Raw genomic sequence first — 21239 nt, 5'->3', positions numbered from 1 at the left:
CCCGCTTCCCCTCACATCGTCACGGCATCCGCTCGTACGCCGGAAGCGTGAGGAACTCCGCGAAGTCGTCGTCAAGGGCGACCTCCTTGAACAGCGCCGTGGCCTGCGCGTAGAGCTTCTCGTCGTAGCCCGGCTCGGCGGCGATCCCGGCCAGCTCCTCCTCGATGATCCGCTCGACGAGCTCCCGTGTCACCACCGCGCCGGTGTCGGCCAGTGTGATCTCGTTGTGGATCCACTGCCAGACCTGCGAACGGGAGATCTCGGCGGTCGCGGCGTCCTCCATCAGGTTGTGGATCGCCGCGGCGCCGTTGCCGCCCAGCCAGGCCGCCAGGTAGCGCAGGCCGACGTCCACGTTGTTGCGCAGCCCGGCCTCGGTGATCTCGCCCGGTGTCTTGGAGACCGCCAGCAGGTCCTCGGCCGTGACGTGGACGTCCTCGCGCAGCCGGTCGATCTGGTTGGGCCGGTCGCCGAGCACGGCGTCGAACACCTCGCGGCAGATCGGCACGAGATCGGGGTGGGCCACCCAGGAGCCGTCGAAGCCGTCGCCCGACTCGCGGGTCTTGTCGGCCCGCACCTTTTCGAGCGCGACCTTGTTGACCTCGGGGTCGCGGCGCGAGGGGATGAAGGCCGCCATGCCGCCGATCGCGTGCGCGCCGCGCTTGTGACAGGTGCGCACCAGCAGCTCGGTGTAGGCCCGCATGAACGGCGCGGTCATCGTCACCGCGTTGCGCTCGGGCAGCAGGAACTCCCGCCCCCGGGTGCGGAACTTCTTGATGACGCTGAACAGGTAGTCCCAGCGGCCGGCGTTGAGGCCCGCCGAGTGCTCGCGCAGCTCGTAGAGGATCTCCTCCATCTCGAACGCGGCCGGGTAGGTCTCGATGAGCACGGTCGCCCGGATCGTTCCCCGAGGGATGCCGAGCAGCTCCTGGGCGCGGACGAACACGTCGTTCCAGAGACGCGCCTCCAGGTGCGACTCCATCTTCGGCAGGTAGAAGTACGGCCCGCGGCCCTTGTCGATCTGCCGCTTGGCGCAGTGGAAGAAGTAGAGGCCGAAGTCGAGCAGCGACCCCGACATGCGCGCGCCGTCCACCAGGATGTGCTTTTCCGGCAGGTGCCAGCCGCGCGGGCGCACCACGATGGTGGCCAGCTCCTCGTCCGGCCGCAGCGCGTACGTCTTGCCGCCGGCCTCGAAGTCGATCGTACGGTCGAGGGCGTCGCGCAGGTTGAGCTGCCCGTTGATCGTGTTCTCCCAGGTCGGCGAGTTGGCGTCCTCGAAGTCGGCCAGCCAGACCTTGGCCCCGGAGTTGAGCGCGTTGATCGTCATCTTGCGGTCGACCGGACCGGTGATCTCGACCCTGCGGTCCTCCAGCCCCGGAGCGGGCGGGGCGACCCGCCACTCGGACGCGCGGACGTGGGCGGTCTCGGGCAGGAAGTCGAGCATGCCGCCCGCGGACAGCTCCTCCTGCCGCGCCTGACGTGCAGCGAGCAGTTCCTGACGCCTGGGGTCGAACTCGCGCTGCAAGGTGGCCACGAAGCCGAGGGCCTCGGGGGTGAGGATCTCGTCGAACCGGTCCAGCATGGGGCCCTTGATCTCGACGTCTTCCGCCATTTTCCACCTTCCGGAAAAATAGTTCTGAATCGTGGAATCGACGCTACTTCAGGGAACGTCCGGGGGTCAACGCGGGGGACGGCTCAGGGGATGGTGAGGGACTTCCCCGATGAGAGGGCGCGCACGCATCCCCGAGGATCTAGGGCATGAGACACAAGACGATGGCCGTCGCGGGGGCCGTCCTGGGACTGAGCCTTTCCGTCGCGGCGTGTGACGTGCCACTCAACTTCGGCGGGCAGCAGGCCGTGGAGTCCTACGACGTGAAGGACAAGGTGGCCGTCCTCGACACCCACACGGCGTCGGGCGATGTCGTGGTGAGCGAGAGCGACAGGACCGGCGTTCACGTCACCGAGACCCTGCACTGGCGCGGGGACAAGCCCGCGAACGGCCACTCCGTCGACGGGGACACGCTCAGGCTGGCGTACAAGTGCGACGACTGCTCGGTTGACTACAAGGTGGAGGTGCCGCGTGGTCTCACCGTGAAGATCGACACCGGCTCGGGGGACATCACGCTGCGCGACCTGACCGGCCAGGTGAACGCCTCCGCCGGCTCGGGCGACCTCGACGCGCGGGGGCTCGCCGCCAAGCAGGTCAACACCCGCACGGGGTCGGGGGACATCACGCTGCGGTTCACCGCCGTTCCCGACCAGGTACAGGCCGTGACAGGGTCGGGCGACAGCCGGCTCTGGGTGCCGGACGGCGCCTACAACGTCAACGCGTCCACGGGAAGCGGCGACCGCAGGATCGAGGTCCTGGACGACGACTCGGCGCCGCACACGATCACGGTCAGGACCGGATCGGGCGACGCCGAGGTGCACAAGGCATAGCCGGCCGGGCTATCCGAGCACCGGCTGGTTGGCGCGGAAGACGCCGCCGGGGTCGCGGCGGCGCTTGATCTCGCGCAGCCGGGCCAGTGTGTCCGCGTCGAACGCGGAGGCGGCGGTCTCGCCGCCGTTCAGGTAGGTGAACGGCTTGCGGCCGCTCGTGTGCGGCGCCATCGCCTGGGCGATCTCCGCCATCCGCGCGGTGAGCGCCTGCCCGCCCTCCGGCGACAGGACCGGCCCGACCATGCTCAGCAGGTAAGGCTCGGCGATGTGCCCGCACGCCCCGCCGCCGTCGGCGGGGCGCCTCAGTGCGCCGCCCAGGTGACGCACCTGCACAGTGCCCACGGGGGCGATGCCTCCCACGGCCGAGAGCAGGTCGTCCGCCACGGCGTCGCCGAGCCCGGTCAGCAGCTCGGCGCGGCCCGCGCCGGGCACCGGCTGCGTCGGCTCGGCGCAGATGCCGCCCAGGGCGTCCAGGGGCATCGCCGCGCGGCTGTCGCTCAGCGCGCCGGGGATGTCCTCGAACCGCCGGAGCAGGCCGCGCCCCTCCTCCTCGCCGCCCAGGAACGTCGCGTCCACCACGACCGCGGCGAGCCCGCGCAGCGGCTCGGGCACGTGGGGCGCCGCCGGGAACTTCACCATCGCGAACCAGACGGTCAACTCCTCGGGCGCCGCCGCGGTCACCTCGCGATAGACGGCGAGCACCTCGGGCGCCCGCTCGGCGGGCCACAGCATGCGCCCGCCGTAAAGATGCGGCGCCGGGTGCAGGTCCAGCTCCATCGCCGTGACCAGCGCGAAGTCGCCCCCGCCGCCGCGCAGCGCCCAGAACAGCTCGGGGTCGGATTCGCCGGTGACGCGGGCCTGCGTGCCGTCGGCGGCGACCACCTCGAAGGCGCGTACGGCGTCGGCCGCCCAGCCGTGCCTGCGGGAGAACCAGCCGAGCCCGCCGCCGAGGGTGTAGCCGGTGACACTGACGACGGGGGAGCCGCCGGGCAGGCCGGTCAGCCCGTGCTTGCCGGTGGCGGTCAGCAGCTCGCCCCACTGCACGCCGGCCTCGACCCGGGCGGTGCGCCGCTCCTGCTGGACCTCCACGCCGCGCAGCCGTCCGGTGCGCAGCAGGATCGTCCCGTCGAGGCGGGTCGTGGCGCCGTGCCCGCTCGGCTGCACCGCGACGGGGAGACCGGCCCGGCCCGCGAAGCCGACCACGGCGGCGGCGTCGGCCGCGTCCTCGGCCTCCACGACCGCGGCCGGGCGCTGGTCGACCGCCCGGTTCCACGGCAGTCGCGCGGCCTCGAAGCCGTCGTCGCCGGGGACGTGGACCTGGCCGCGTACCGTACGGCGAAGGTCGGTGCCCAGGGTTGTCACGCTCTCCTCCTGCTGCGTCCGGGGGCGCCGGTCGGCCCCGCTCGTGATCAACCCTGCTACATCCCGTTTGCCGATGATCGGGAATTCGCTCGGCTCCTGGCGAATCGGGCGCATAAGGGAGTGCGTACGTCCGGGGGGTCGTGTCACCATCGACGGGAGGCATCCGGGGCCTGGGAAGGCATCGGGGTGTCCGACTGTTCTGTCTAGTAGAGATGACATATATGCGAAACGAGCCCGAAGACCTCGCCGTGGGCGATTACGAACTGGAAGAGCGCCAGGCGCTCCGCCGCGTAGCGGGTCTGTCGACAGAGCTCGAAGACATCACCGAAGTCGAATACCGGCAGCTGCGGCTGGAGCGGGTCGTCCTGGTCGGCGTCTGGGCGGGCGGCACCGCGCTGGACGCGGAGAACTCGCTGCAGGAGCTGAAGCTGCTGGCGGAAACCGCCGGATCGCAGGTGCTGGAGGGTCTGATCCAGCGTCGCGACCGGCCCGACCCCGCCACCTACATCGGATCGGGCAAGGCGATCGAGCTGCGCGACATCGTCGCCGCGAGCGGCGCCGACACCGTGATCTGCGACGGCGAGCTGACCCCCGGCCAGCTCCGCCAGCTCGAAGAGATCGTGAAGGTCAAGGTCATCGACCGGACCGCGCTGATCCTCGACATCTTCGCCCAGCACGCCAAGAGCCGCGAGGGCAAGGCCCAGGTCGAGCTGGCGCAGCTGCAATACCTGCTGCCGCGCCTGCGAGGCTGGGGTGGCAACCTGTCCCGTCAGGTCGGCGGCCGCGCCGCAGGCGGCGTCGGCATCGGCGGCCGCGGCCCCGGTGAGACCAAGATCGAGCTGGACCGGCGGCGGATCCGCGAGCGGATGGCCAAGCTGCGGCGGCAGATCAAGGAGATGTCGACCGCGCGGCAGACCAAGCGGCACCGGCGGCAGGCCCGCGAGGTGCCCGCCGTGGCGATCGCCGGATACACCAACGCCGGCAAGTCGTCGCTGCTCAACCGGCTGACCGGCGCCGGCGTGCTGGTCGAGGACGCGCTGTTCGCGACCCTCGACCCGACCGTGCGCAAGGCCCGCACCCCCGACGGCCGCCTGTTCACGCTCGCCGACACGGTCGGTTTCGTACGGCACCTGCCCCACCAGCTCGTCGAGGCGTTCCGCTCGACGCTGGAGGAAGTGGGCGACGCCGACCTGATCCTCCACGTGGTGGACGGCTCGCACCCCGACCCCGAGTCGCAGATCGCGGCCGTGCGCGAGGTGCTGGCCGAGATCGAGGGCGCGCGGGACATCCCGGAGATCGTGGTCGTCAACAAGGCCGACGCGGCCGACCCCGTCGTGCTGACCCGGCTGACCATGAAGGAACGGCACAGCGTCGTCGTCTCCGCCCGCACCGGGGCCGGGATCGGCGAGCTCATGGCCGTGATCGAGCGGGAGCTGCCCCGCCTCGACCACGAGGTCAGGCTGCTGGTGCCGTACGACAGGGGCGACCTGATCGCGCGGGCGCACAGCGAGGGCGAGGTCCTGTCACTGGAGCACACCGGCGACGGCACGGTCCTGCACGCCCGGGTCCTCGCCGACCTGTACGCCGAGCTCGACCGGGTGGCCAAGCCCGTCGAGACCGTCTGACGCCTTCAACGGCGGGTCACCTTCGCGTGTCGGTGGCCCGCCGACGGTTGCCCTTGCTACGATCAGGAAAGCCTAATGGGACCTTATGGCGTGGGTAACGACATGACTCCAGGCAGTGCGGTCACCCTATTCAAGGCGTTCGCGGACAACGGATCGGTTGCGTCGAACCTGATCTCGCCGCAGCGTGTGAGACGACTGATGCGCGGCGATGCGCATGATACCGGCGTACGTTTCTGTCGCTAACCCTGTACATCAAGCCCACCTGTGAAATACCGTAACTGAACTGAATCGCCCGGGTTCGAGATCCCGGCGGTAGGGTCATCGCACAACATCGGTGCGCGATGAGGCAGGAGACCCCCCAATGACGTCCGGACGCGAAGCGGACCCGGCGGGCCAGGCGCCCGCAGGCGGGGGTCGTTCGTCGTCCCGGGGTGTGTGGCAGGTGGTCGGATGACCGTTCGCCTTCTCACCAACATCGGCCGGCTCTGGACCGGACACGATGTGTGCAGCAACGCCGCGATCCTGGTGCACAACGACCGGATCGCGTGGGTCGGCCGCGCCGCCGACCTCCCGCAGAGCGTTCCCGGCGTCGTGGACGACATCGTCGACGTCGACCATGTGGAGAACCTCGGCGGCGCGCTCGTCACGCCCGGCCTGATCGACGCGCACACCCACCCCGTGTACGCGGGCAACCGCTACGCGGAGATGGCGATGCGGTCCGGCGGGTCCAGCGCCTCGGCCATCGCGGCGGCGGGCGGCGGCATCGGCTCGACCGTCACCGTGACCCGTGGCACCGACCCCTGGACGCTGTGCAACGGGGTCCGCGAGCGGCTGCGCGAGTGGCTGCTCGGCGGCACCACGACCGTCGAGGCCAAGACCGGCTACCACCTCACCCGCGACGGCGAGCTGGCCGACGTGCGGCTGCTGCGCGAGCTCGAAAAAGAGCCGATGATGCCGCGGGTCCACGTCACGTTCCTGGCCGCCCACGTGGTGCCGCCGGAATACTTCGGCCGCCAGCGCGACTACGTCGAGGCCGTCGCCTCCTGGTGCGCGGACGCCGCCGGCGCGGGGGCCGACAGCGTCGACGTCTACTGCGACGACGGTCACTTCACCGCCGAGGAGGCCCGCTGGGTGCTGGCCTCCGGCCGCAACGTCGGGCTGCTGCCGCGCATCCACGCGGGCGCCTACAACCGGCGCGGCGCCGTCCAGCTCGCGGCCGAGATGGGCTGCGCCTCCGCCGACCTGCTCCACCACGCCTCGGACGAGGACGTCGCCCTGATGGCGAGGTACGGCGTGCCCGCCGTCGTCTGCCCGGGCGCGGCCCTGCAGGTGGGCCACCTCCCGCCGGTGCGCAGGATGCTGGCCCAGGGTGTCCCGATCGCGCTCGGCAGCGACCACAACCCCGGCCACTGCGGCATCACCTCGATGTCCCTGGTCATCAGCCTCGCGGTGGCGGCGTTCGGGATGAGCGTCGGAGACGCCCTGCGGGCCGCCACGCTCGGCGGAGCCCAGGTCCTCGGCGCTCCCGACCGTGGCATCCTCGCCCCCGGCCGCCTTGCCGACATCGTCCAGTGGGACGCCGACCACGAGGGCGCGTTCGCCTGGTCGTTCGGCCTCAAGCCGCGTCGCGTCTGGCGGGGCGGCGTACCGGTCCAGTAACGGCCGGGATTTTGTGACGGACCGGTTTTGCTGACGGACTGGTTTTGGTGAGGACCGGTTTTGGTGAGGACCGGTTCAGCGACGCGCCGGTTTTCGTGGTGGGCCGGTTCAGCGACGGGCGGGATCGTCGGCGTGACCTGAAGGTTCAGGAAAAGGCCGGCCGGTCCAAGAAAAAGCCTGAAGCTGCCTGAAAAGCTTGCCAGGCGATCACCCACGGGTAATCTCGCGATATGTCACCATCTGTCGCTGTCGTCACCGATTCCACGGCGTACCTCGGCGCCGAGGCGACCGGTAGATGGAACATCACCGTCGTACCGGTACAAGTGATCCTCGGTGATCGCGAAATCGACGACGTTACCTCGTTCGACGCCGGTCTTCTCACGCACGCACTCAAGGCCCGCTCGCCGATCGTCACCTCGCGCCCGGCCCCCGAGCGTTTCGCGGACGCCTACCAGCGGGCCGCCGCCGACGGCGCCACCGCGATCGTCTCCGTCCATCTCTCCGGCGCGCTGTCCGGCACCGCGGACTCCGCACGTCTGGCCGCGCGAGAGGCCTCCGTGCCGGTCGAGGTCGTCGACAGCGGCTCGATCGCCATGGGACTCGGCTTCGCGGCGCTGGCCGCCGCGGGGGCGGCCGCGGCGGGGGCCCCGGTCGCCGAGGTGGCCGACGTGGCCCGGCGGCGGGCCGCCTCCACGAGCACGTTCTTCTACGTCGAGACGCTCGACTACCTGCGGCACGGCGGCCGCATCGGCCGGGGGGCCGGCCTCCTGGGATCGGCACTGTCGATCAAACCGCTGCTGCGGATGGCCGACGGCGAGATCGGGGTCCTGGAGAAGGTCCGCACCGGGAGCCGTGCCCTCGCCCGCCTGGAGGACCTTGCCGTCGAGGCGGCCGGGGACCGGCCCGTCGACGTGGCCGTGCAGCACCTGATGGCGGCCGAACGGGCCGAGGCGCTCACCAAGGGCCTGACGGCGCGACTGCCCAGGCTCGTACGGATGTGGGTGGCCGAAATCGGCCCGGTCCTCGGCGCCCACGTCGGCCCCGGCATGCTCGGCGTCACCATCGCCCCCGCCACCCTGGACTGAGCCCCGCCTGAGCCCCGCCTGAGCTGCGCTTCGCGCCGTGCCGCGCGCTGGGTCGTGCTTTACGCTGAGCCGCGCCTGAGTCGCGCTGGGTCGCGCTGTGCTGAGCCGTGCCGCGCTGTGCTGAGCCGCGCCGCGCTGGGTCGTGCTTTACGCTGAGCCGCGCCGTGTCGCGCCGGGCACGCCGGGCACGCCAGGCTGCACTTCGCGCTGAGTCACGCTGGGCCACGATGCTGTGCCGAGCCGTGCAAGTGCCACAACTCCGCAGTCGCGCACTGCCCCACCCCCCCTGCCCGTGCGCTCCTCCCAATCCCCGCCGCGCCGCCGTGCTGCGACTGCGTCCGTACCCTGCCACGTGTTGTGCCGCACGGTCTGTGCACGGGTGCTGTTCGGGACGTGCAAGCGCCGCATTTCCGCAGTTGTGCGCTGTCCCACCCCGCTCGCGCGCGTCCCAACCCCGCCGCGCCTCCAGGCCTGTGCGGCGCCCCGACCTGCGGTGTGCCGTTGGCCGCGTTGCGCCGTGGGGCGGTGAGCTTGACGGGCGACCGGGGGTTCGCAGGTTATCCACAGAACCACGTTCGGTGACGAGCGGGGTCTCGGCGAGTCCCTACCGTCCATGGCGTGCGAAGCAAGGAGTCTCCTGGGGCCGCGCGTGGCGTCGTCGGCGAGTCCCGCCTGCGCGCGCTGCTGCGTCCACTCGATCCGGTTCCCCCGTCCGCCCGCCTGCGATCGACGCCGTCCCCGCCCGGGCCGCCGCCGTCGTTCGGCGCTCCCCACATCGTCCGTACGGAGACCTACGTGCCCGAGCATCCGACGGAGGCCGAGGACGGCCCCTACCGCGAGGAGACCTTCATCCTGCCCGAGGAGGCCGCAGATCAATGGGCGGGCCGCCCAGACGGGTCGGCAGGACGTTCCGGCGTGCCAAGCACATCCGTGCCAGACCTGAGAACGCGCGGACGGGCGGCTCTCGGTCGCGCCCTGCCACGGCTCGATCCGGGCATGCCCGGGCTGCGGGTGCTCGTGGCCGCCGGGCTGCTCGCCGCGGTCGTCACCGGGGTCCTGGCCTGGCGGTCGAGGCCGGTGGCCGAGCCCATCGCCCCGCCGCTTCCGGCCGCCGCGGTTCGCGACCTTGGTTCTGCCGCAGATCATGGCGCGGATTCCGCTGCCGGCCGCGACGTGCCGCCTGGTTCGGCGACGCCCGCGTCTCCGGGCCCGGGAGCCGACGGCGGGCCGGGCGCGACGGCCTATGTCGCGGGTGCCGGTTCTTCCACGGTCACCACCCCGGGGTCGCCCGCGCGGGTCGTCGTTTATGTGACGGGCAAGGTTCGCCACCCGGGAGTGTTCGTCCTCGCGTCCGGCGCGCGGGTCGCCGACGCGATCGAGGCCGCAGGAGGTCTGCGGAAGGGCGCGAAACCGGGTGCCATCAACCTGGCCCGGCGTCTGGTGGACGGTGAGCAGATCGTCGCCGGAAGCCCGGCGGCGGCCGGTGCGGACTCCGCCTCCGTCCCTGGATCGACCATGGTGCCCGGAGCGGGCGTGGTGAACCTCAACACCGCCACCGCCGAGCAACTCGACGCGCTGCCCGGGATCGGCGGCGTGATCGCGCAACGGATCGTCGACTACCGGAACGCGCACGGAGGCTTCCAGAGCGTCGACCAGTTGAAGGAGGTCCCGGGCATCGGAGACAGGAAGTTCGCCGAGATGCGCGACAAGGTCTCCGTGTGACCGCCGTCGGCTTCCCTCACGGCCTGACCGGGGACCACGACGAGCCGGACAGCGGCCCGACGGTCTGCAGTGAGGCCGGGTGCGCTGAGCGGGGGTGTGCCGGGCGGGGCTGCGACCTGCCGGGGTGTGCCGGGTCGGGGTGTGCCGGGTCGGGGTGTTCCGGGTCGTGGCGTGACGAACCGGGCGACGAGCCGGGCAGCGAACCGGCAGGGCGCGACGAGGCTGGACAGGGCCGGGCGGTCTCCGGTCCGGTGGCTCTGGCCGCTCCGGCGGTGGCCGCCTGGCTCACGGCGCTCGTGCTGCTCGGCTGCTCCGCCGTCGCCGGAGCTGCCGTGGCACTGGCCGCGACCATCGCGGGCGCGGTCATGTGGGCGACTGCGTGGACCGCCGGGCGGCGCGGCAAGCGGGCAGGTGGGAGACTCGCCGACCTGGTGGGAGCGCCGGGGGCCGCGCTCCGGACCGCCCTTGCGGTGCTCGCGTCCACCGCCGTCACGGCCACGGTGACGGCGTTCATGGTCCACCGGGTGACGACCGGGCCGGTGCCGGACCTGGCCCACCGGAGCGTCTCGGTGACCGCGGAAGCCGAGATCACCGACGATCCGCGCATCCGGCCGCACCAGGGCGGGGTGTCCCGGCGGGAGACGGCGGTCGTCCAGGCCCGGATGCTGCTCGTGTCGGCCGCTCGGGAGCGGTACGCCGTGGACGTGCCCGTCGTGCTGCTCGGTCCGGCCGACGGCTGGCGTCCGCTGCTGCCCAGCCAGCGGGTCAGGGTGCGCGGGCGGTTGAGCCCGGCGGAGCAGGGTGAGCCGGTCGCGGCCGTGATGCTCGTCCGGGGGCTGCCCGAGCCGATCGGCACGCCCTCGGCCGTTCAGCGTACGGCCGGGGTGCTACGCGAGGGGCTGCGGGAGGCGAGTGGCGTGCTGCCGGACGACCAGCGCGGGCTGCTGCCCGGCCTGGTCGTCGGCGACGTGTCACGCCTCGACGAGGAGGTGCGGCTCGACCTGGTGACGGCGGGCCTGAGCCACCTCACCGCCGTATCCGGCACCAATCTGGCGATCGTGGCGGGTGCTGTGCTGGTGTTCGGGCGCTTCGCCGGCCTGCCCCTGGCACTCCGGGCCGTCGTCGCGGTCATCGCGATGATCGCTTTCTCGGTCGTGGCGAGGCCGTCGCCGAGCGTGCTGCGGGCCCTCGTCATGGGAACCGTCGCCGCCGTGGCCCTCGGCACCGGCCGCACCCGGGACGGTGTGGCCGCCCTGTCGGCGACCGTGCTGGGGCTGGTCGTGTTCGATCCCGGGCTGGCCCGTCAGTGGGGCTTCGCGCTGTCGGTGTTCGCGACCGGCGGCATCCTGATCCTCGCGCCCCGATGGCGCGACCGTCTGACGGCGCGCCGGGTGCCCCGCCTGCTCGCCGAGGCCCTGGCGGTGTCCGCCGCGGCGCAAGCCGCGGTCACGCCCCTGCTGGTGCTGATGTCGGGGCGGCTCGATCTGGCGGCGGTCCCGGCCAACCTTCTCGCGGAGCCCGCGGTGGCGCCCGCGACTGTGCTGGGGTTCGGGGCCGCCGTGGTCGCTCCGGTGAGCATGGACCTGGCCCGGCTGCTGGTGCGTCCTGCCGGGTGGGCGGTCGGCTGGATCATCGCGGTGGCGCAGCGGGCGGCGGACCTTCCGTTCGCCTCGGCGGAGTGGCTCGGGGGAGTGGCGGGCGTCGCCGCGCTCGCGGCGGCGGCCGTCGCGGGATGGCTCGTGCTGCGTGGCCGTGCGCGAAGACGCCTGGTGGCGGCGCTCTCCGCTGGGGCGCTGCTCGCCGTGCTCGTGGCCGTGCCGGTGGTGTCCCCCTGGCCGCCGCCGGGATGGCTGCTGGTCGTCTGCGACGTCGGCCAGGGGGACGCCTTGGCGCTGGCGGCCGGTCCCGGCCGGGCCGTGGTGGTCGACTCCGGGCCGCAGCCGGGCCCCGCCGATCGGTGCCTGCGTGCTCTCGGAGTACGACAGGTGCCGCTCGTGGTCCTGACTCATCCCCATCTCGACCATGTCGGCGGGCTGCCGGGCGTGCTGCGCCGCCGGGCGGTGGGGGCGGTGGTCGTGAGCCCGAGCCGCGTGCCCGAGGGCGAGGCCGTACGGGTCTCCGCGCAACTCAGGGCGGCGCACATTCCGGAATGGCAGGCCGTCCCCGGAATGCGGTGGCGGTTCGGACCGAGCGAGATCACCGTGCTCGCCCCCGAGCCCGGTGTGGGGCCGCAGGGCCCCGGCGAGGGGGCGGTGTCCAACAACGCCAGCGTCGTGCTGCTGGTCCGGTGGTTCGGACCGTCCACATCGCCCGGCGGCTCGCCCGCGGCGCCTGGCGGGTCGCTCGCAGCACAGGGCACAGTGACAGCGCCAGGCGCTGCGGGAGTGCAGGCTCCGGCAGCGGAGGGGGCCGCGGGAGCGCAGAGCGCAACGACAGCTTCCGGCGCTGCGACAGCATCCGGCCCAGCCGCAGCGCCTGGAGTGCCCGGAGCGTCGGCGGAGGCGGCAGCCCCCGGAGTGCGGCCGGTGGCGGGGCCGATGGTGGGGCCGGTGGCGGGGCCGGTGGTGGGGCCGATGAAGGGGGCAGTATCGGGGCCGGCTCTGGGGACGGCCCTGCTCGCCGGTGACCTGGAGACGGAGGCGCAGGAAGCCCTGGTGCGGCGCGGCCTGCCACGGGTCGACCTGTTGAAAGTCGCTCATCACGGCTCGTCTCGACAGGCACCTGCCTTTCTCGCCGCCACGGGCGCGCGGGCCGCTCTCATCAGCGTCGGCGCGGTCAACGACTATGGGCATCCCGCCCCGCTGACGCTGCGGCGCCTGCGCTGGCTGGGCATGCGCCCCTACCGCACCGACCTGTCCGGGGACATCGCCGTCGTCGCCACTGACGACGGCCTCGCGGTGGTCGTACGGGGCAAAGGAGCGCGAGCCAGGTGAGAAGGCGAGGGAGGGGTGGCGGTGGATGTGCCCCGGCCGCCGGGGCGTGGCATGCTGCGTGACATGGCGAACCCAGCACCTGTGACCCTGGTCGTCGGCGACGAGGAGTTCCTGGCCGATCGCGCCGTCGGCTCCATCGTGGCCGCCGTACGCGCCGAGAATCCGGGGGCGGAGCTGCACGACCTTCAGGGGAGCAAGGTGGAGCCGGGGGAGCTGACCGGGCTCGTTTCCCCCTCGTTGTTCGGTGACCGCTCGGTCATCGTGATCCGCGGGGCGCAGGATCTCTCGAAGGACGTCATCGCCGAGATCGTGAAATACACCGCCCATCCGGCCGACGACGCCGTGCTGGTGCTGGCCCACGCCGGTGGGGCCAAGGGGAAGGCCCTGGTAGACGGGGTGAAGAAGGCGGGCGCGGACGTCGTCACCGTGGCCAAGCCGAGCAAGGCGGGGGAGCGGCTCGACTTCATCAAGGCCGAGGTACGCAGGGAGGGCCGCTCGATCTCGCCCGCCGCCGCCCAGGCGCTGCTCGACGCGGTGGGCAGCGACCTGCGCGAACTTGCCGCCGCCTGCAATCAACTCGCTTTCGACACCGAGGGCAAGAACATCGACGAGGCGGCGGTCGCCAAGTATTACCGGGGACGCGCGGAGGTCAGCGGCTTCACGATCGCCGACCTGGCCATCGAGGGTCGCTTGGGGGAGGCGCTCGAACAGGTCCGCTGGGCCGTCGCCACGGGCGTGGCGCCGGTGCTGATCGTCAGCGCGCTCGCCGGGGGCCTGCGCTCGCTCGCCAAGGTGGGCGGGGCGCCCCGCAACCTGCGCGGCGGCCAGTTGGCGAGCCACGTGGGCATGCCGCCATGGAAGATCGACCGGGTGAAGCGCCAGCTGTCCGGTTGGGGGCCGGACGGGATCTCCACCGCCCTCCAGGCCGTGGCCACCGCCGACGAGCAGGTCAAGGGTGGTGGCACCGACCCGGCGTACGCGCTGGAGAAGGTTGTCCACACGATCGTGGCCAGCCGGAACAAGCGCTGATCCCGCCCTCTCGGTTCGGGACGTCACCGAGGGGGCCGGACGCCCGTCCGGGGCCGGTCGCCACGCCCGGTCGCGGGAGCCGGTCGGCCACGCCTGGCCCAGGAGCCGGTCGCCAGGTTTGATCCCGGGAGCCGGTCTGCCATGCCTGGTCCAGGCGGGGCCCGCCGCTCCCCGTCCACGAGTCAGGCGCGGCCGGGGTTCTCCACGCGAAGCAGCATTCGCTTGAGCAGCGCCGCGAGGATCTCCTGGTCGTCCGGCCCCAGAACGCCCACCATCGCGTCCTCGACCTCGCCGCGCAGATCCATCGCCTTGAGCCAGATCGCGCGGCCTTCGCTCGTCAGCTCCACGTCCACCCGGCGGCGGTCCTCCACGCTGCGGATGCGCCGGACGAGCCCCGCCTTCTCCAGGGTGTCCAGGCGGCCCGTCATGCCGGCGGGGGAGACCTTCAGCTCGGCGGCGAGCTCGGACGGGGTGGCACGGCCGCCCTCTCCCCGGGCCCCGAGCCAATGCAGGGTCTCGTACTCGAAGTCCTGCAGGCCCACCGCGGCGAGCGCACTGTCCTTCGCTTGAGCGAGGTGCTTCACCAGGAACTGCATGCGCGTGACGATCGCCTCCACGCGTTCGTCGAAGGGCGCCTTCCCGCGCCACCGCGCGATGTGCCGGTCCACCGAGTCGTCCACGGGGCAATCCTACGCCAGATAAAAATACGTTGACGAAAAATTCGCTGGCGAAATACCTTGCCTCGCATGATTGCACGTCTGGTCGCCGGGCGGACGGTCGCGGCGCTCGCCACCGCCCTCATCCCCACCGGGCTCACCCTCGCCGTCATCAGGGTGACCGGCTCCGCCCTCGACCTCGGGGTCGTCCTCGCCGCCGAGATGCTGCCCATGCTCCTGCTGCTCCCGGTCGGCGGAGTGTTCGCCGACCGCTTCCCGCCGAGGCGGGTGATCCTCGTGGCCGACATGGTCCGCTGCGCCGCCCAGATGACGCTGGGGGCGCTGCTTCTCCTCGGGCATCCCTCTATCGCGCTGATGGCGGGACTCGCGGCGCTCACCGGAGCCGCGGTGGCCTTCGGCGTCCCGGCGGTGTCACCGCTGGTCATCGGAGTGGTGCCGGCGGAGCGCCGGCTCCGGGTGAACGCCCACATGGGAGTGGCAAGCGGCGTCGCACAGATCGCCGGTCCCGCGCTCGCCGGAGGCCTGACGCTGTGGCTCGGGCCGGGATGGTCCTTCCTGCTGACCGGGATGCTGTTCGCCGGATCCGCGATCACGCTGGGCGGCCTGGTCACGGCTTCGCGGCCGGCGTCCGAACGCGATCACCTCCTCCACGACCTTCGGGAAGGGTGGCGCGAGGCGCGGCGGCACCGCTGGTTCCTGATCAGCGTGGCCGGGCACGGCGTCTGGCACCTCGGGGCGGGCATCCTGCTGACCCTCGGTCCGGTCATCGCCGTACGCAGCCTGGGCGGGGAGTCGGTGTGGGTGGTCGTCGCGCAGGCGGGAACGGTGGCGACGGTGCTCGGCGTCTTCGCGGCCCCCAGGCTGCGGATCCGGCGCCCCCTCGCCGTGGCGGCGGTCGGCGCGGCGGTCTACGCATGCCCGCTCGCCGCCTTCGCGTTCCCCGCGGAGTTGCCCGCCCCGGCGGTGGTCGTGACCGCCGCGTACGTGATCGCCATGCTGGGCGTGGGGATGCTGACGCCGCTGTGGGAGACGGTGGTGCAGCAGCGTGTGGAGCCGCAGGCCCTCGGCCGGGTGGACTCGCTCGACGCGCTGATCTCCTTCGCGGCACGGCCACTCGGGCTCGCCGCGGCCGCGCCGGTCGCCGCCTGGGCCGGCGCCGCGGCACCACTGCTCACGGCGGCGGTGCTGGTGGCCGTGGTCAACCTGGCCGTGCTCGCCCTGCCCGAGGTCCGGCGGCGTACGACGGAGAAGGCGGCGCGGCCCATGCCCGCCTGACATCCGCGGCCGTCGCCCGCCTTCCGCCCCGGCAGCCCTTACGGGTCCTGACGCCGGCGGCCCTCATCGGCCCGGCAGCTTTCGCCAGCCTGATGCCGGCGGCCCTTATCGGCCCGGCAGCCTTCGCCGGCCTGACACCGGCAGGTGCCCACGTCGTACCAAGTCGCCGTCGGGCATACGAACGCCGTCGGGCATGCGACAAGGGCGCGCCACGCCGGCGGGGGTACGCGAAAACGCCGCACCCCCACGAGGGGGATGCGGCGTGCGCGTCGGTACGACCTACTTGGCGGCCTGCAGAGCGGCGGCGCGCTTGGCGATCGCCGACTTCCGGTTGGCGGCCTGGTTCTTGTGAATGACGCCCTTGCTGACGGCCTTGTCGAGCTGACGGGACGCGGCCTTGAGCGCGACGAGGGCCTCGTCGACGTTGCCCTGGTCGGCAGCCTCGCGGAACTTGCGGACCGCGGTCTTCAGGGACGACTTGACGGCCTTGTTACGCAGCCGGCGCTTCTCGTTCTGCCGGTTGCGCTTGATCTGGGACTTGATGTTCGCCACGAAGAAAGCCTCAGTGTTAAGTCTTGGTCGGATGGGGCGCGCGGGCTGGTGAGAGGGCGCGCCACACGCAGTTGGACAGGATACCAACAGCCCGGGTCGCCGCTCAAATCAACGACGACAGGGCCGCCCCGCTCATGCTATCGCGGCTGGGCCGCCGCGGTCCGCACATCAGGCCGCCCACCTTATGAGTCCGCGCCGGCCGGTCTACGAGTCCACGCTCCCTCGGGCGGGCCGCTCTACGAGTCCACGCTCCCTCGCGCCGGCCGGTCTACGAGTCCACGCTCCCTCGGGCGGGCCGCTCTACGAGTTCGCGATCCCTCAGGCTGGCCTGCCCTAGGAGTCCACGCTCCCTCGGGCGCCGCCGCGCACCCAGAACCGCTCGTACTCCGTCCAGTCCTCCTCCGTGGCCGCGAAGTCGACGTACAGGGCCAGGCCGAACTCGGTGCGCGGGCCGTGCTCGCTGAGCGCGAGCCGCGCGCCCTCGGCCGCGGTCTCGACGCTCTCGGCCGAGTCGCCGTACCAGACACCGTGGTCGTGGTACGCCGGAGCCCCGATGAGAAGGGTCTTGTCCTCCGGCACCAGGCCGAGGGCGAGCGAGGTCTGCCGCGCGACGTAGCCGCCGTAGAGGGAGTTGAGCGGCGTCCATGAGTCGTACGTCATGATCGCGACCTGGTCGGTGAGGCCGACGACCTGGCGGAAGTAGTCCGGCGTCCAGTATTTGTCGTGGCCGATCGCCAGGGCGGTGGGGGCGCGCAGGCCGGTCAGCGGCTCGATCTGCTGCGTGGCGACCGACAGCAGCCGGGTGCCGATGGCCTGCCGGGTCTCGCGCAGGACGCTGAGGAACGGCCCGTCCCCGTCGGAGACCGGTTCGAAGTCGTAATGGATTCCGTCGAACCCGGGGGTGGCCAGGTCGCGGCCCCCCGCCACGACGCGGGCTCGCGTCGCCGGGTCGGCCAGGCTCAGGTGGAGCTTGCCGTTGTCGTTGACCGTCTGGCCGAGCCAGGCGGACACCCGCACGTCCGGCACGTTCTTCCGCCACCATTTCAGGAAATTTCTGGCGTTGGTGTAGCGGTCGGGCGGCAGAGTCCCGTCGTACTTGAACGGCCCGCTGTGGACGTACACGTCTTTGATCCCGCTCGCGCGCAGCCGTACGGCGAGGGCCCGCACGTCGGCCTCGGTGCGGCGGCCGTCCACCCACGCGTGGCCCATCCACAGGGCGTCGTGCCCGGTGGTCCTGGCCCATCCGGCCGGCGTGCCGGCGTACTGCAGGCGCAGCGCGGCGGCGCCGGCCAGGCCGAGCGTGAGCGGCACGGCCACGACGACGATGGCGGCTAATCGCAGAACACGTCTGGTGGTCAAGGCAAGCACCCGGACATGCCACCATGGAGGGTGGCTGGTCCGCCAGCCTCGGGAGGGCCCGCCGAGCGCGAGGCGAGGCGGACGGCCCGCCCGATCAGCAGTCAATCATCTTGTCGAAACGGACCTCGGTGCGCACTCAGCCTGGCCAGACCGACCCCGCGTTGATCCGCAACTTCTGCATCATCGCGCATATCGACCATGGCAAGTCGACACTCGCCGACCGGATGCTGCAGCTCACCGGTGTGGTGGACGACAGGTCGATGCGCGCGCAATACCTCGACCGCATGGACATCGAGCGGGAGCGGGGCATCACCATCAAGTCGCAGGCCGTGCGGCTCCCGTGGAACGGCCACGTCCTCAACATGATCGACACTCCCGGCCACGTGGACTTCACCTATGAGGTGTCCCGGTCGCTGGAGGCGTGCGAGGGCGCGATCCTGCTGGTCGACGCGGCGCAGGGCATCGAGGCCCAGACGCTGGCCAACCTCTACCTGGCCATGAACGCCGACCTCCACATCATCCCGGTGCTCAACAAGATCGACCTGCCCGCCGCGCAGCCGGACAAGTACGCCGAGGAGATCGCGGGCCTCATCGGCTGCGACCCCTCCGACGTGCTGCGGGTGTCCGGCAAGACCGGCGAGGGGGTCAAGGAGCTGCTCGACCACGTCGTGGAGCACGTCCCGGCGCCTGTGGGGCAGCCCGACGTCCCGGCCCGGGCGCTGATCTTCGACTCGGTGTACGACACCTATCGGGGCGTCGTGACGTACGTCAGGGTGGTCGACGGCCACCTCTCCAAGCGCGAGCGCGTGCTGATGATGTCCACCGGCGCGCAGCACGAGCTGCTGGAGATCGGCGTCATCTCGCCCGAGCCCATGCCGTCCGACCGGGGGCTCGGCGTCGGCGAGGTGGGCTACCTGATCACCGGTGTGAAGGACGTGCGCCAGTCCCGCGTCGGTGACACGGTCACCAACGCGGCCAAGCCCGCCGCCGAGGCCCTGGGCGGTTACGAGCACCCCAAGCCGATGGTCTACTCCGGGCTCTATCCGATCGACGGCGACGACTACCCCGAGCTGCGCGAGGCCCTCGACAAGCTGCGGCTGAACGACGCCGCGCTCGTGTACGAGCCGGAGACCTCGGCGGCGCTCGGCTTCGGCTTCCGCTGCGGCTTCCTCGGCCTGCTGCACATGGAGATCGTCCGGGAGCGGCTGGAGCGCGAGTTCAACCTCTCGCTGATCTCGACCTCGCCCAACGTCATCTACCGGGTGATCATGGAGGACGGCAAGGAGCACGTCGTCACCAACCCGTCGGAGTTCCCGGCCGGGAAGATCGGCCAGATCTTCGAGCCGGTGGTGAAGGCCACGGTGCTCGCGCCGGCCGAGTTCATCGGCGCGATCATGGAACTGTGCCAGGGCCGCCGCGGGCAGCTCCAGGGCATGGACTACCTGTCGGAGGACCGGGTCGAGATCCGCTACACGCTCCCGCTCGGCGAGATCATCTTCGACTTCTTCGACCAGCTCAAGTCGAAGACCCGCGGGTACGCCTCGCTCGACTACGAGCCGTCCGGAGAGCAGGAGGCCGACCTGGTCAAGGTGGACATCCTGCTGCAGGGCGAGACCGTGGACGCGTTCAGCGCGATCGTCCACCGCGAGAAGGCGTACGCCTACGGCGTGGAGATGGCCAAGAAGCTCAAGGAGCTCATCCCGCGGCAGCAGTTCGAGGTGCCCATCCAGGCCGCGATCGGCGCGCGCGTCATCGCCCGGGAGAACATCCGGGCCATGCGCAAGGACGTCCTCGCCAAGTGCTACGGCGGTGACATCAGCCGTAAGCGCAAGCTGCTGGAGAAGCAGAAGGAAGGCAAGAAGCGGATGAAGATGGTCGGCCGGGTGGAGGTCCCGCAGGAGGCCTTCGTCGCCGCCCTCTCGTCCGAGGCCCCGGACAAGAACAAAAAGTAGCCGTCCCTCTGTTGACCAGAACTTAATTGCGATCGCGGAGAAACATGACCATCGGTTAACGTTTGGTCATGCGCATCCTCTCTGTGAACGTGGGCCGGGCCGTGGACGCCGACTGGGCCGGCAACCTGCGGCGCACCGCGATCGACAAGCGGAAGATCGAGGGCCGGATCGCCGTCCGCGAGAACGGTCTCGCGGGCGACGAGCGCGCCGACGTCGCCAACCACGGCCATCCGGACCAGGCGGTGTACGCGTACGCGCGGGAGGACTACGACTGGTGGGAGCCCATCATGGGCCGCGATCTGCGTGACGGCCAGTTCGGGGAGAACCTCACGACGTCCGGGGCCGACGTGACCGGCGCGGTCCTCGGGGAGCGGTGGCGGGTCGGCACGGCCGTCCTGGAGGTCACCGCCCCCCGCATCCCCTGCGTGGTGTTCCGCAACTGGCTGGACGAGCGCGGCTGGGTGAAGCGCTTCACCGACGCGAACCGCACCGGGGCGTACTTCCGGGTGGTCGAGCAGGGCGAGCTCGGCGCCGGCGACGAGATCGAGGTGCTCTACCGGCCTTCGAACGGCGTGACGATCGCCGAGTCGTTCCGGGCCTACCACGGCGACCGCGACCTGATGCTGCGGATCCTCGATCTCCCCGGCCACAGCGACAAGTGGGACCGGATCGCCGAGCGCGTGCTCGGAGATCGCAGCGGCGTCGTCGCAACCTGATCACGAAACACCCGCGGCCCTCGGCCTCGGTGGCGTAGCGATCTACCGTGGCCGTATGAGACGGCTCGCGGGTCTGCTCGTGGTCGGACTGCTCGCCTTCGGAGCGACCGGTTGCACCGTCCCCATCAACGGGATCACCGGTGTCGGCCTCGATCGGGACGGGAACCTCGTCATCGTCCTGGCCTGGTGCGGGCGGCAGCCGGATGGCGTGACCGTCTACCACCGCACGTACTCGGAGGATTCCACTCCCGAGACGTACGACCCTGACGCGAGCGGGCCGGCCAATCCCGCCATCGACGACGCCTCCTATCGGGCTCCCCGGGTGGCGGGGGAGACGGCGTCGTTCCGGATCGACGCCCCCGGGAACGGTTGGAGGGCCGATCAGGGGATCCCCTCATTCGACCCGGACGTCACCTATCGGGCGTACGGCTGGACGCGCGACAACACCTTCTCCACCGCGCATGTCGAGTTCCAGATCAGCGACGCGGGCAAGCTCAGGCGCAACCCGGGCACCGTGCTCGTCAACGACTACGACCCGGAGAGAGACAAGGTCTCCGACGTGCTGCTCCCGCAGGCCGAGTTCGACCGGCAAGGACGGACGAAGTACTGCGACGACTAAGACGGCCGAGCATCCGTTTCCGGCATCACCCGCCTCCGAGCTGCCCGGCCGTTGGAATCCTCGGTTCGCGCCTATGGTGCGCCACGCCGCATCGCGCCCGGCTCCATCGCTCCGTGGTCAGTACACCGAGGCCGTAGACGTCCAGCTCGGAGCCCGCTTTCTCCCGCACCGGGGAGCCGGTCATCCGCAGGGTGATGTGGCTGATCAACCGCGTACGGACCCCTTGGGATCGGAGCGG

16 protein-coding genes are annotated in these 21239 nt (G+C 71.6%); 11 read left to right on the top strand and 5 right to left on the bottom strand.

From position 1 onward, the window contains the following. Positions 1-19 precede the first annotated feature (19 nt). Positions 20-1609: a malate synthase A gene (gene aceB / locus FLV34_RS16840; protein WP_142650576.1), complete on the bottom strand. Its 1590-nt coding sequence runs from the start codon at positions 1607-1609 to the stop codon at positions 20-22. Positions 1610-1755: 146 nt separating this feature from the next. On the opposite strand from aceB, the gene FLV34_RS16835 reads away from it, so the two are divergent. Continuing rightward, positions 1756-2436, top strand: coding sequence for a DUF4097 family beta strand repeat-containing protein (locus FLV34_RS16835; protein ID WP_147943528.1), 681 nt, complete (start codon positions 1756-1758; stop codon positions 2434-2436). 9 nt (positions 2437-2445) lie between these two features. On the opposite strand, the gene FLV34_RS16830 is transcribed toward FLV34_RS16835, so the two are convergent. Next, positions 2446-3798, bottom strand: coding sequence for an FAD-binding oxidoreductase (locus tag FLV34_RS16830; RefSeq protein WP_260617443.1), 1353 nt, complete (start codon positions 3796-3798; stop codon positions 2446-2448). 221 nt (positions 3799-4019) lie between these two features. Here FLV34_RS16830 and hflX point away from each other — a divergent pair, with 221 nt between their 5' ends. From hflX to holA, 6 genes are all read left to right on the top strand, one after another. Further along, on the top strand, positions 4020-5423 hold the full coding sequence (hflX, locus tag FLV34_RS16825) for a GTPase HflX (RefSeq protein ID WP_240971913.1): 1404 nt from the start codon (positions 4020-4022) through the stop codon (positions 5421-5423). 450 nt (positions 5424-5873) lie between these two features. Further along, complete coding sequence (gene hutI / locus FLV34_RS16820) at positions 5874-7082, top strand: imidazolonepropionase (protein WP_142622131.1); 1209 nt, start codon at positions 5874-5876, stop codon at positions 7080-7082. Positions 7083-7312: 230 nt separating this feature from the next. Further along, on the top strand, positions 7313-8167 hold the full coding sequence (locus FLV34_RS16815; protein WP_147943527.1) for a DegV family protein: 855 nt from the start codon (positions 7313-7315) through the stop codon (positions 8165-8167). A 618-nt stretch (positions 8168-8785) separates the two neighbouring features. Further along, positions 8786-9889, top strand: a complete 1104-nt coding sequence (locus FLV34_RS16810; RefSeq protein ID WP_205830834.1) for a ComEA family DNA-binding protein — start codon at positions 8786-8788, stop codon at positions 9887-9889. A gap of 251 nt (positions 9890-10140) precedes the next feature. Beyond that, on the top strand, positions 10141-12822 hold the full coding sequence (locus FLV34_RS16805) for a ComEC/Rec2 family competence protein (RefSeq protein ID WP_261985805.1): 2682 nt from the start codon (positions 10141-10143) through the stop codon (positions 12820-12822). A gap of 63 nt (positions 12823-12885) precedes the next feature. Continuing rightward, a complete protein-coding gene (gene holA / locus FLV34_RS16800; RefSeq protein WP_205830835.1) occupies positions 12886-13851 on the top strand; it encodes a DNA polymerase III subunit delta in 966 nt (321 codons plus the stop codon). Between the two features lie 182 nt (positions 13852-14033). Here holA and FLV34_RS16795 read toward each other — a convergent pair whose 3' ends face one another. Further along, a complete protein-coding gene (locus FLV34_RS16795; protein ID WP_205830836.1) occupies positions 14034-14531 on the bottom strand; it encodes a MarR family winged helix-turn-helix transcriptional regulator in 498 nt (165 codons plus the stop codon). A gap of 66 nt (positions 14532-14597) precedes the next feature. Between FLV34_RS16795 and FLV34_RS16790 the strand changes: the two genes are divergently transcribed. Continuing rightward, positions 14598-15803 (top strand): MFS transporter, encoded by a 1206-nt coding sequence (locus FLV34_RS16790; protein ID WP_147943526.1) that lies wholly within the window; start codon positions 14598-14600, stop codon positions 15801-15803. A 279-nt stretch (positions 15804-16082) separates the two neighbouring features. On the opposite strand, the gene rpsT is transcribed toward FLV34_RS16790, so the two are convergent. Together rpsT and FLV34_RS16780 are read right to left on the bottom strand one after the other, a co-directional pair. Next, on the bottom strand, positions 16083-16355 hold the full coding sequence (gene rpsT, locus FLV34_RS16785) for a 30S ribosomal protein S20 (protein ID WP_142650582.1): 273 nt from the start codon (positions 16353-16355) through the stop codon (positions 16083-16085). Between the two features lie 333 nt (positions 16356-16688). Continuing rightward, positions 16689-17723 (bottom strand): hypothetical protein, encoded by a 1035-nt coding sequence (locus FLV34_RS16780; protein ID WP_147943525.1) that lies wholly within the window; start codon positions 17721-17723, stop codon positions 16689-16691. 119 nt (positions 17724-17842) lie between these two features. On the opposite strand from FLV34_RS16780, the gene lepA reads away from it, so the two are divergent. The 3 genes from lepA (at position 17843) to FLV34_RS16765 (ending at position 21001) form a co-directional block, all read left to right on the top strand. Continuing rightward, on the top strand, positions 17843-19666 hold the full coding sequence (gene lepA / locus FLV34_RS16775) for a translation elongation factor 4 (RefSeq protein WP_261985804.1): 1824 nt from the start codon (positions 17843-17845) through the stop codon (positions 19664-19666). A gap of 68 nt (positions 19667-19734) precedes the next feature. After that, the gene (locus FLV34_RS16770) at positions 19735-20382 is read left to right on the top strand and encodes an MOSC domain-containing protein (RefSeq protein ID WP_142650585.1); all 648 of its coding nucleotides are present in this window, start codon (positions 19735-19737) and stop codon (positions 20380-20382) included. A 55-nt stretch (positions 20383-20437) separates the two neighbouring features. After that, positions 20438-21001 carry a hypothetical protein gene (locus FLV34_RS16765; RefSeq protein ID WP_142650586.1) on the top strand — a complete coding sequence of 188 codons (564 nt, stop codon included), beginning with the start codon at positions 20438-20440 and terminating at the stop codon, positions 20999-21001. The last annotated feature ends 238 nt before the right edge of the window (positions 21002-21239 follow it).

It is taken from the genome of Microbispora sp. CSR-4 (genome assembly GCF_008033685.1).
Classification (GTDB): Bacteria; Actinomycetota; Actinomycetes; order Streptosporangiales; family Streptosporangiaceae; genus Microbispora.
Note: the sequence above shows the minus strand (reverse complement) of the source record. Positions and strands in the feature narration are given on the sequence as shown.

Excerpts from the sequence above, each read along its gene's own strand:
- aceB (WP_142650576.1), bottom strand. The coding sequence starts at position 1,609 with ATGGCGGAAGACGTCGAGATCAAGGGCCCCATGCTGGACCGGTTCGAC.
- FLV34_RS16835 (WP_147943528.1), top strand. The coding sequence starts at position 1,756 with ATGAGACACAAGACGATGGCCGTCGCGGGGGCCGTCCTGGGACTGAGC.
- hflX (WP_240971913.1), top strand. The coding sequence starts at position 4,020 with ATGCGAAACGAGCCCGAAGACCTCGCCGTGGGCGATTACGAACTGGAA.
- hutI (WP_142622131.1), top strand. The coding sequence starts at position 5,874 with ATGACCGTTCGCCTTCTCACCAACATCGGCCGGCTCTGGACCGGACAC.
- FLV34_RS16815 (WP_147943527.1), top strand. The coding sequence starts at position 7,313 with ATGTCACCATCTGTCGCTGTCGTCACCGATTCCACGGCGTACCTCGGC.
- holA (WP_205830835.1), top strand. The coding sequence starts at position 12,886 with ATGGCGAACCCAGCACCTGTGACCCTGGTCGTCGGCGACGAGGAGTTC.
- FLV34_RS16790 (WP_147943526.1), top strand. The coding sequence starts at position 14,598 with ATGATTGCACGTCTGGTCGCCGGGCGGACGGTCGCGGCGCTCGCCACC.
- FLV34_RS16770 (WP_142650585.1), top strand. The coding sequence starts at position 19,735 with ATGCGCATCCTCTCTGTGAACGTGGGCCGGGCCGTGGACGCCGACTGG.
- FLV34_RS16765 (WP_142650586.1), top strand. The coding sequence starts at position 20,438 with ATGAGACGGCTCGCGGGTCTGCTCGTGGTCGGACTGCTCGCCTTCGGA.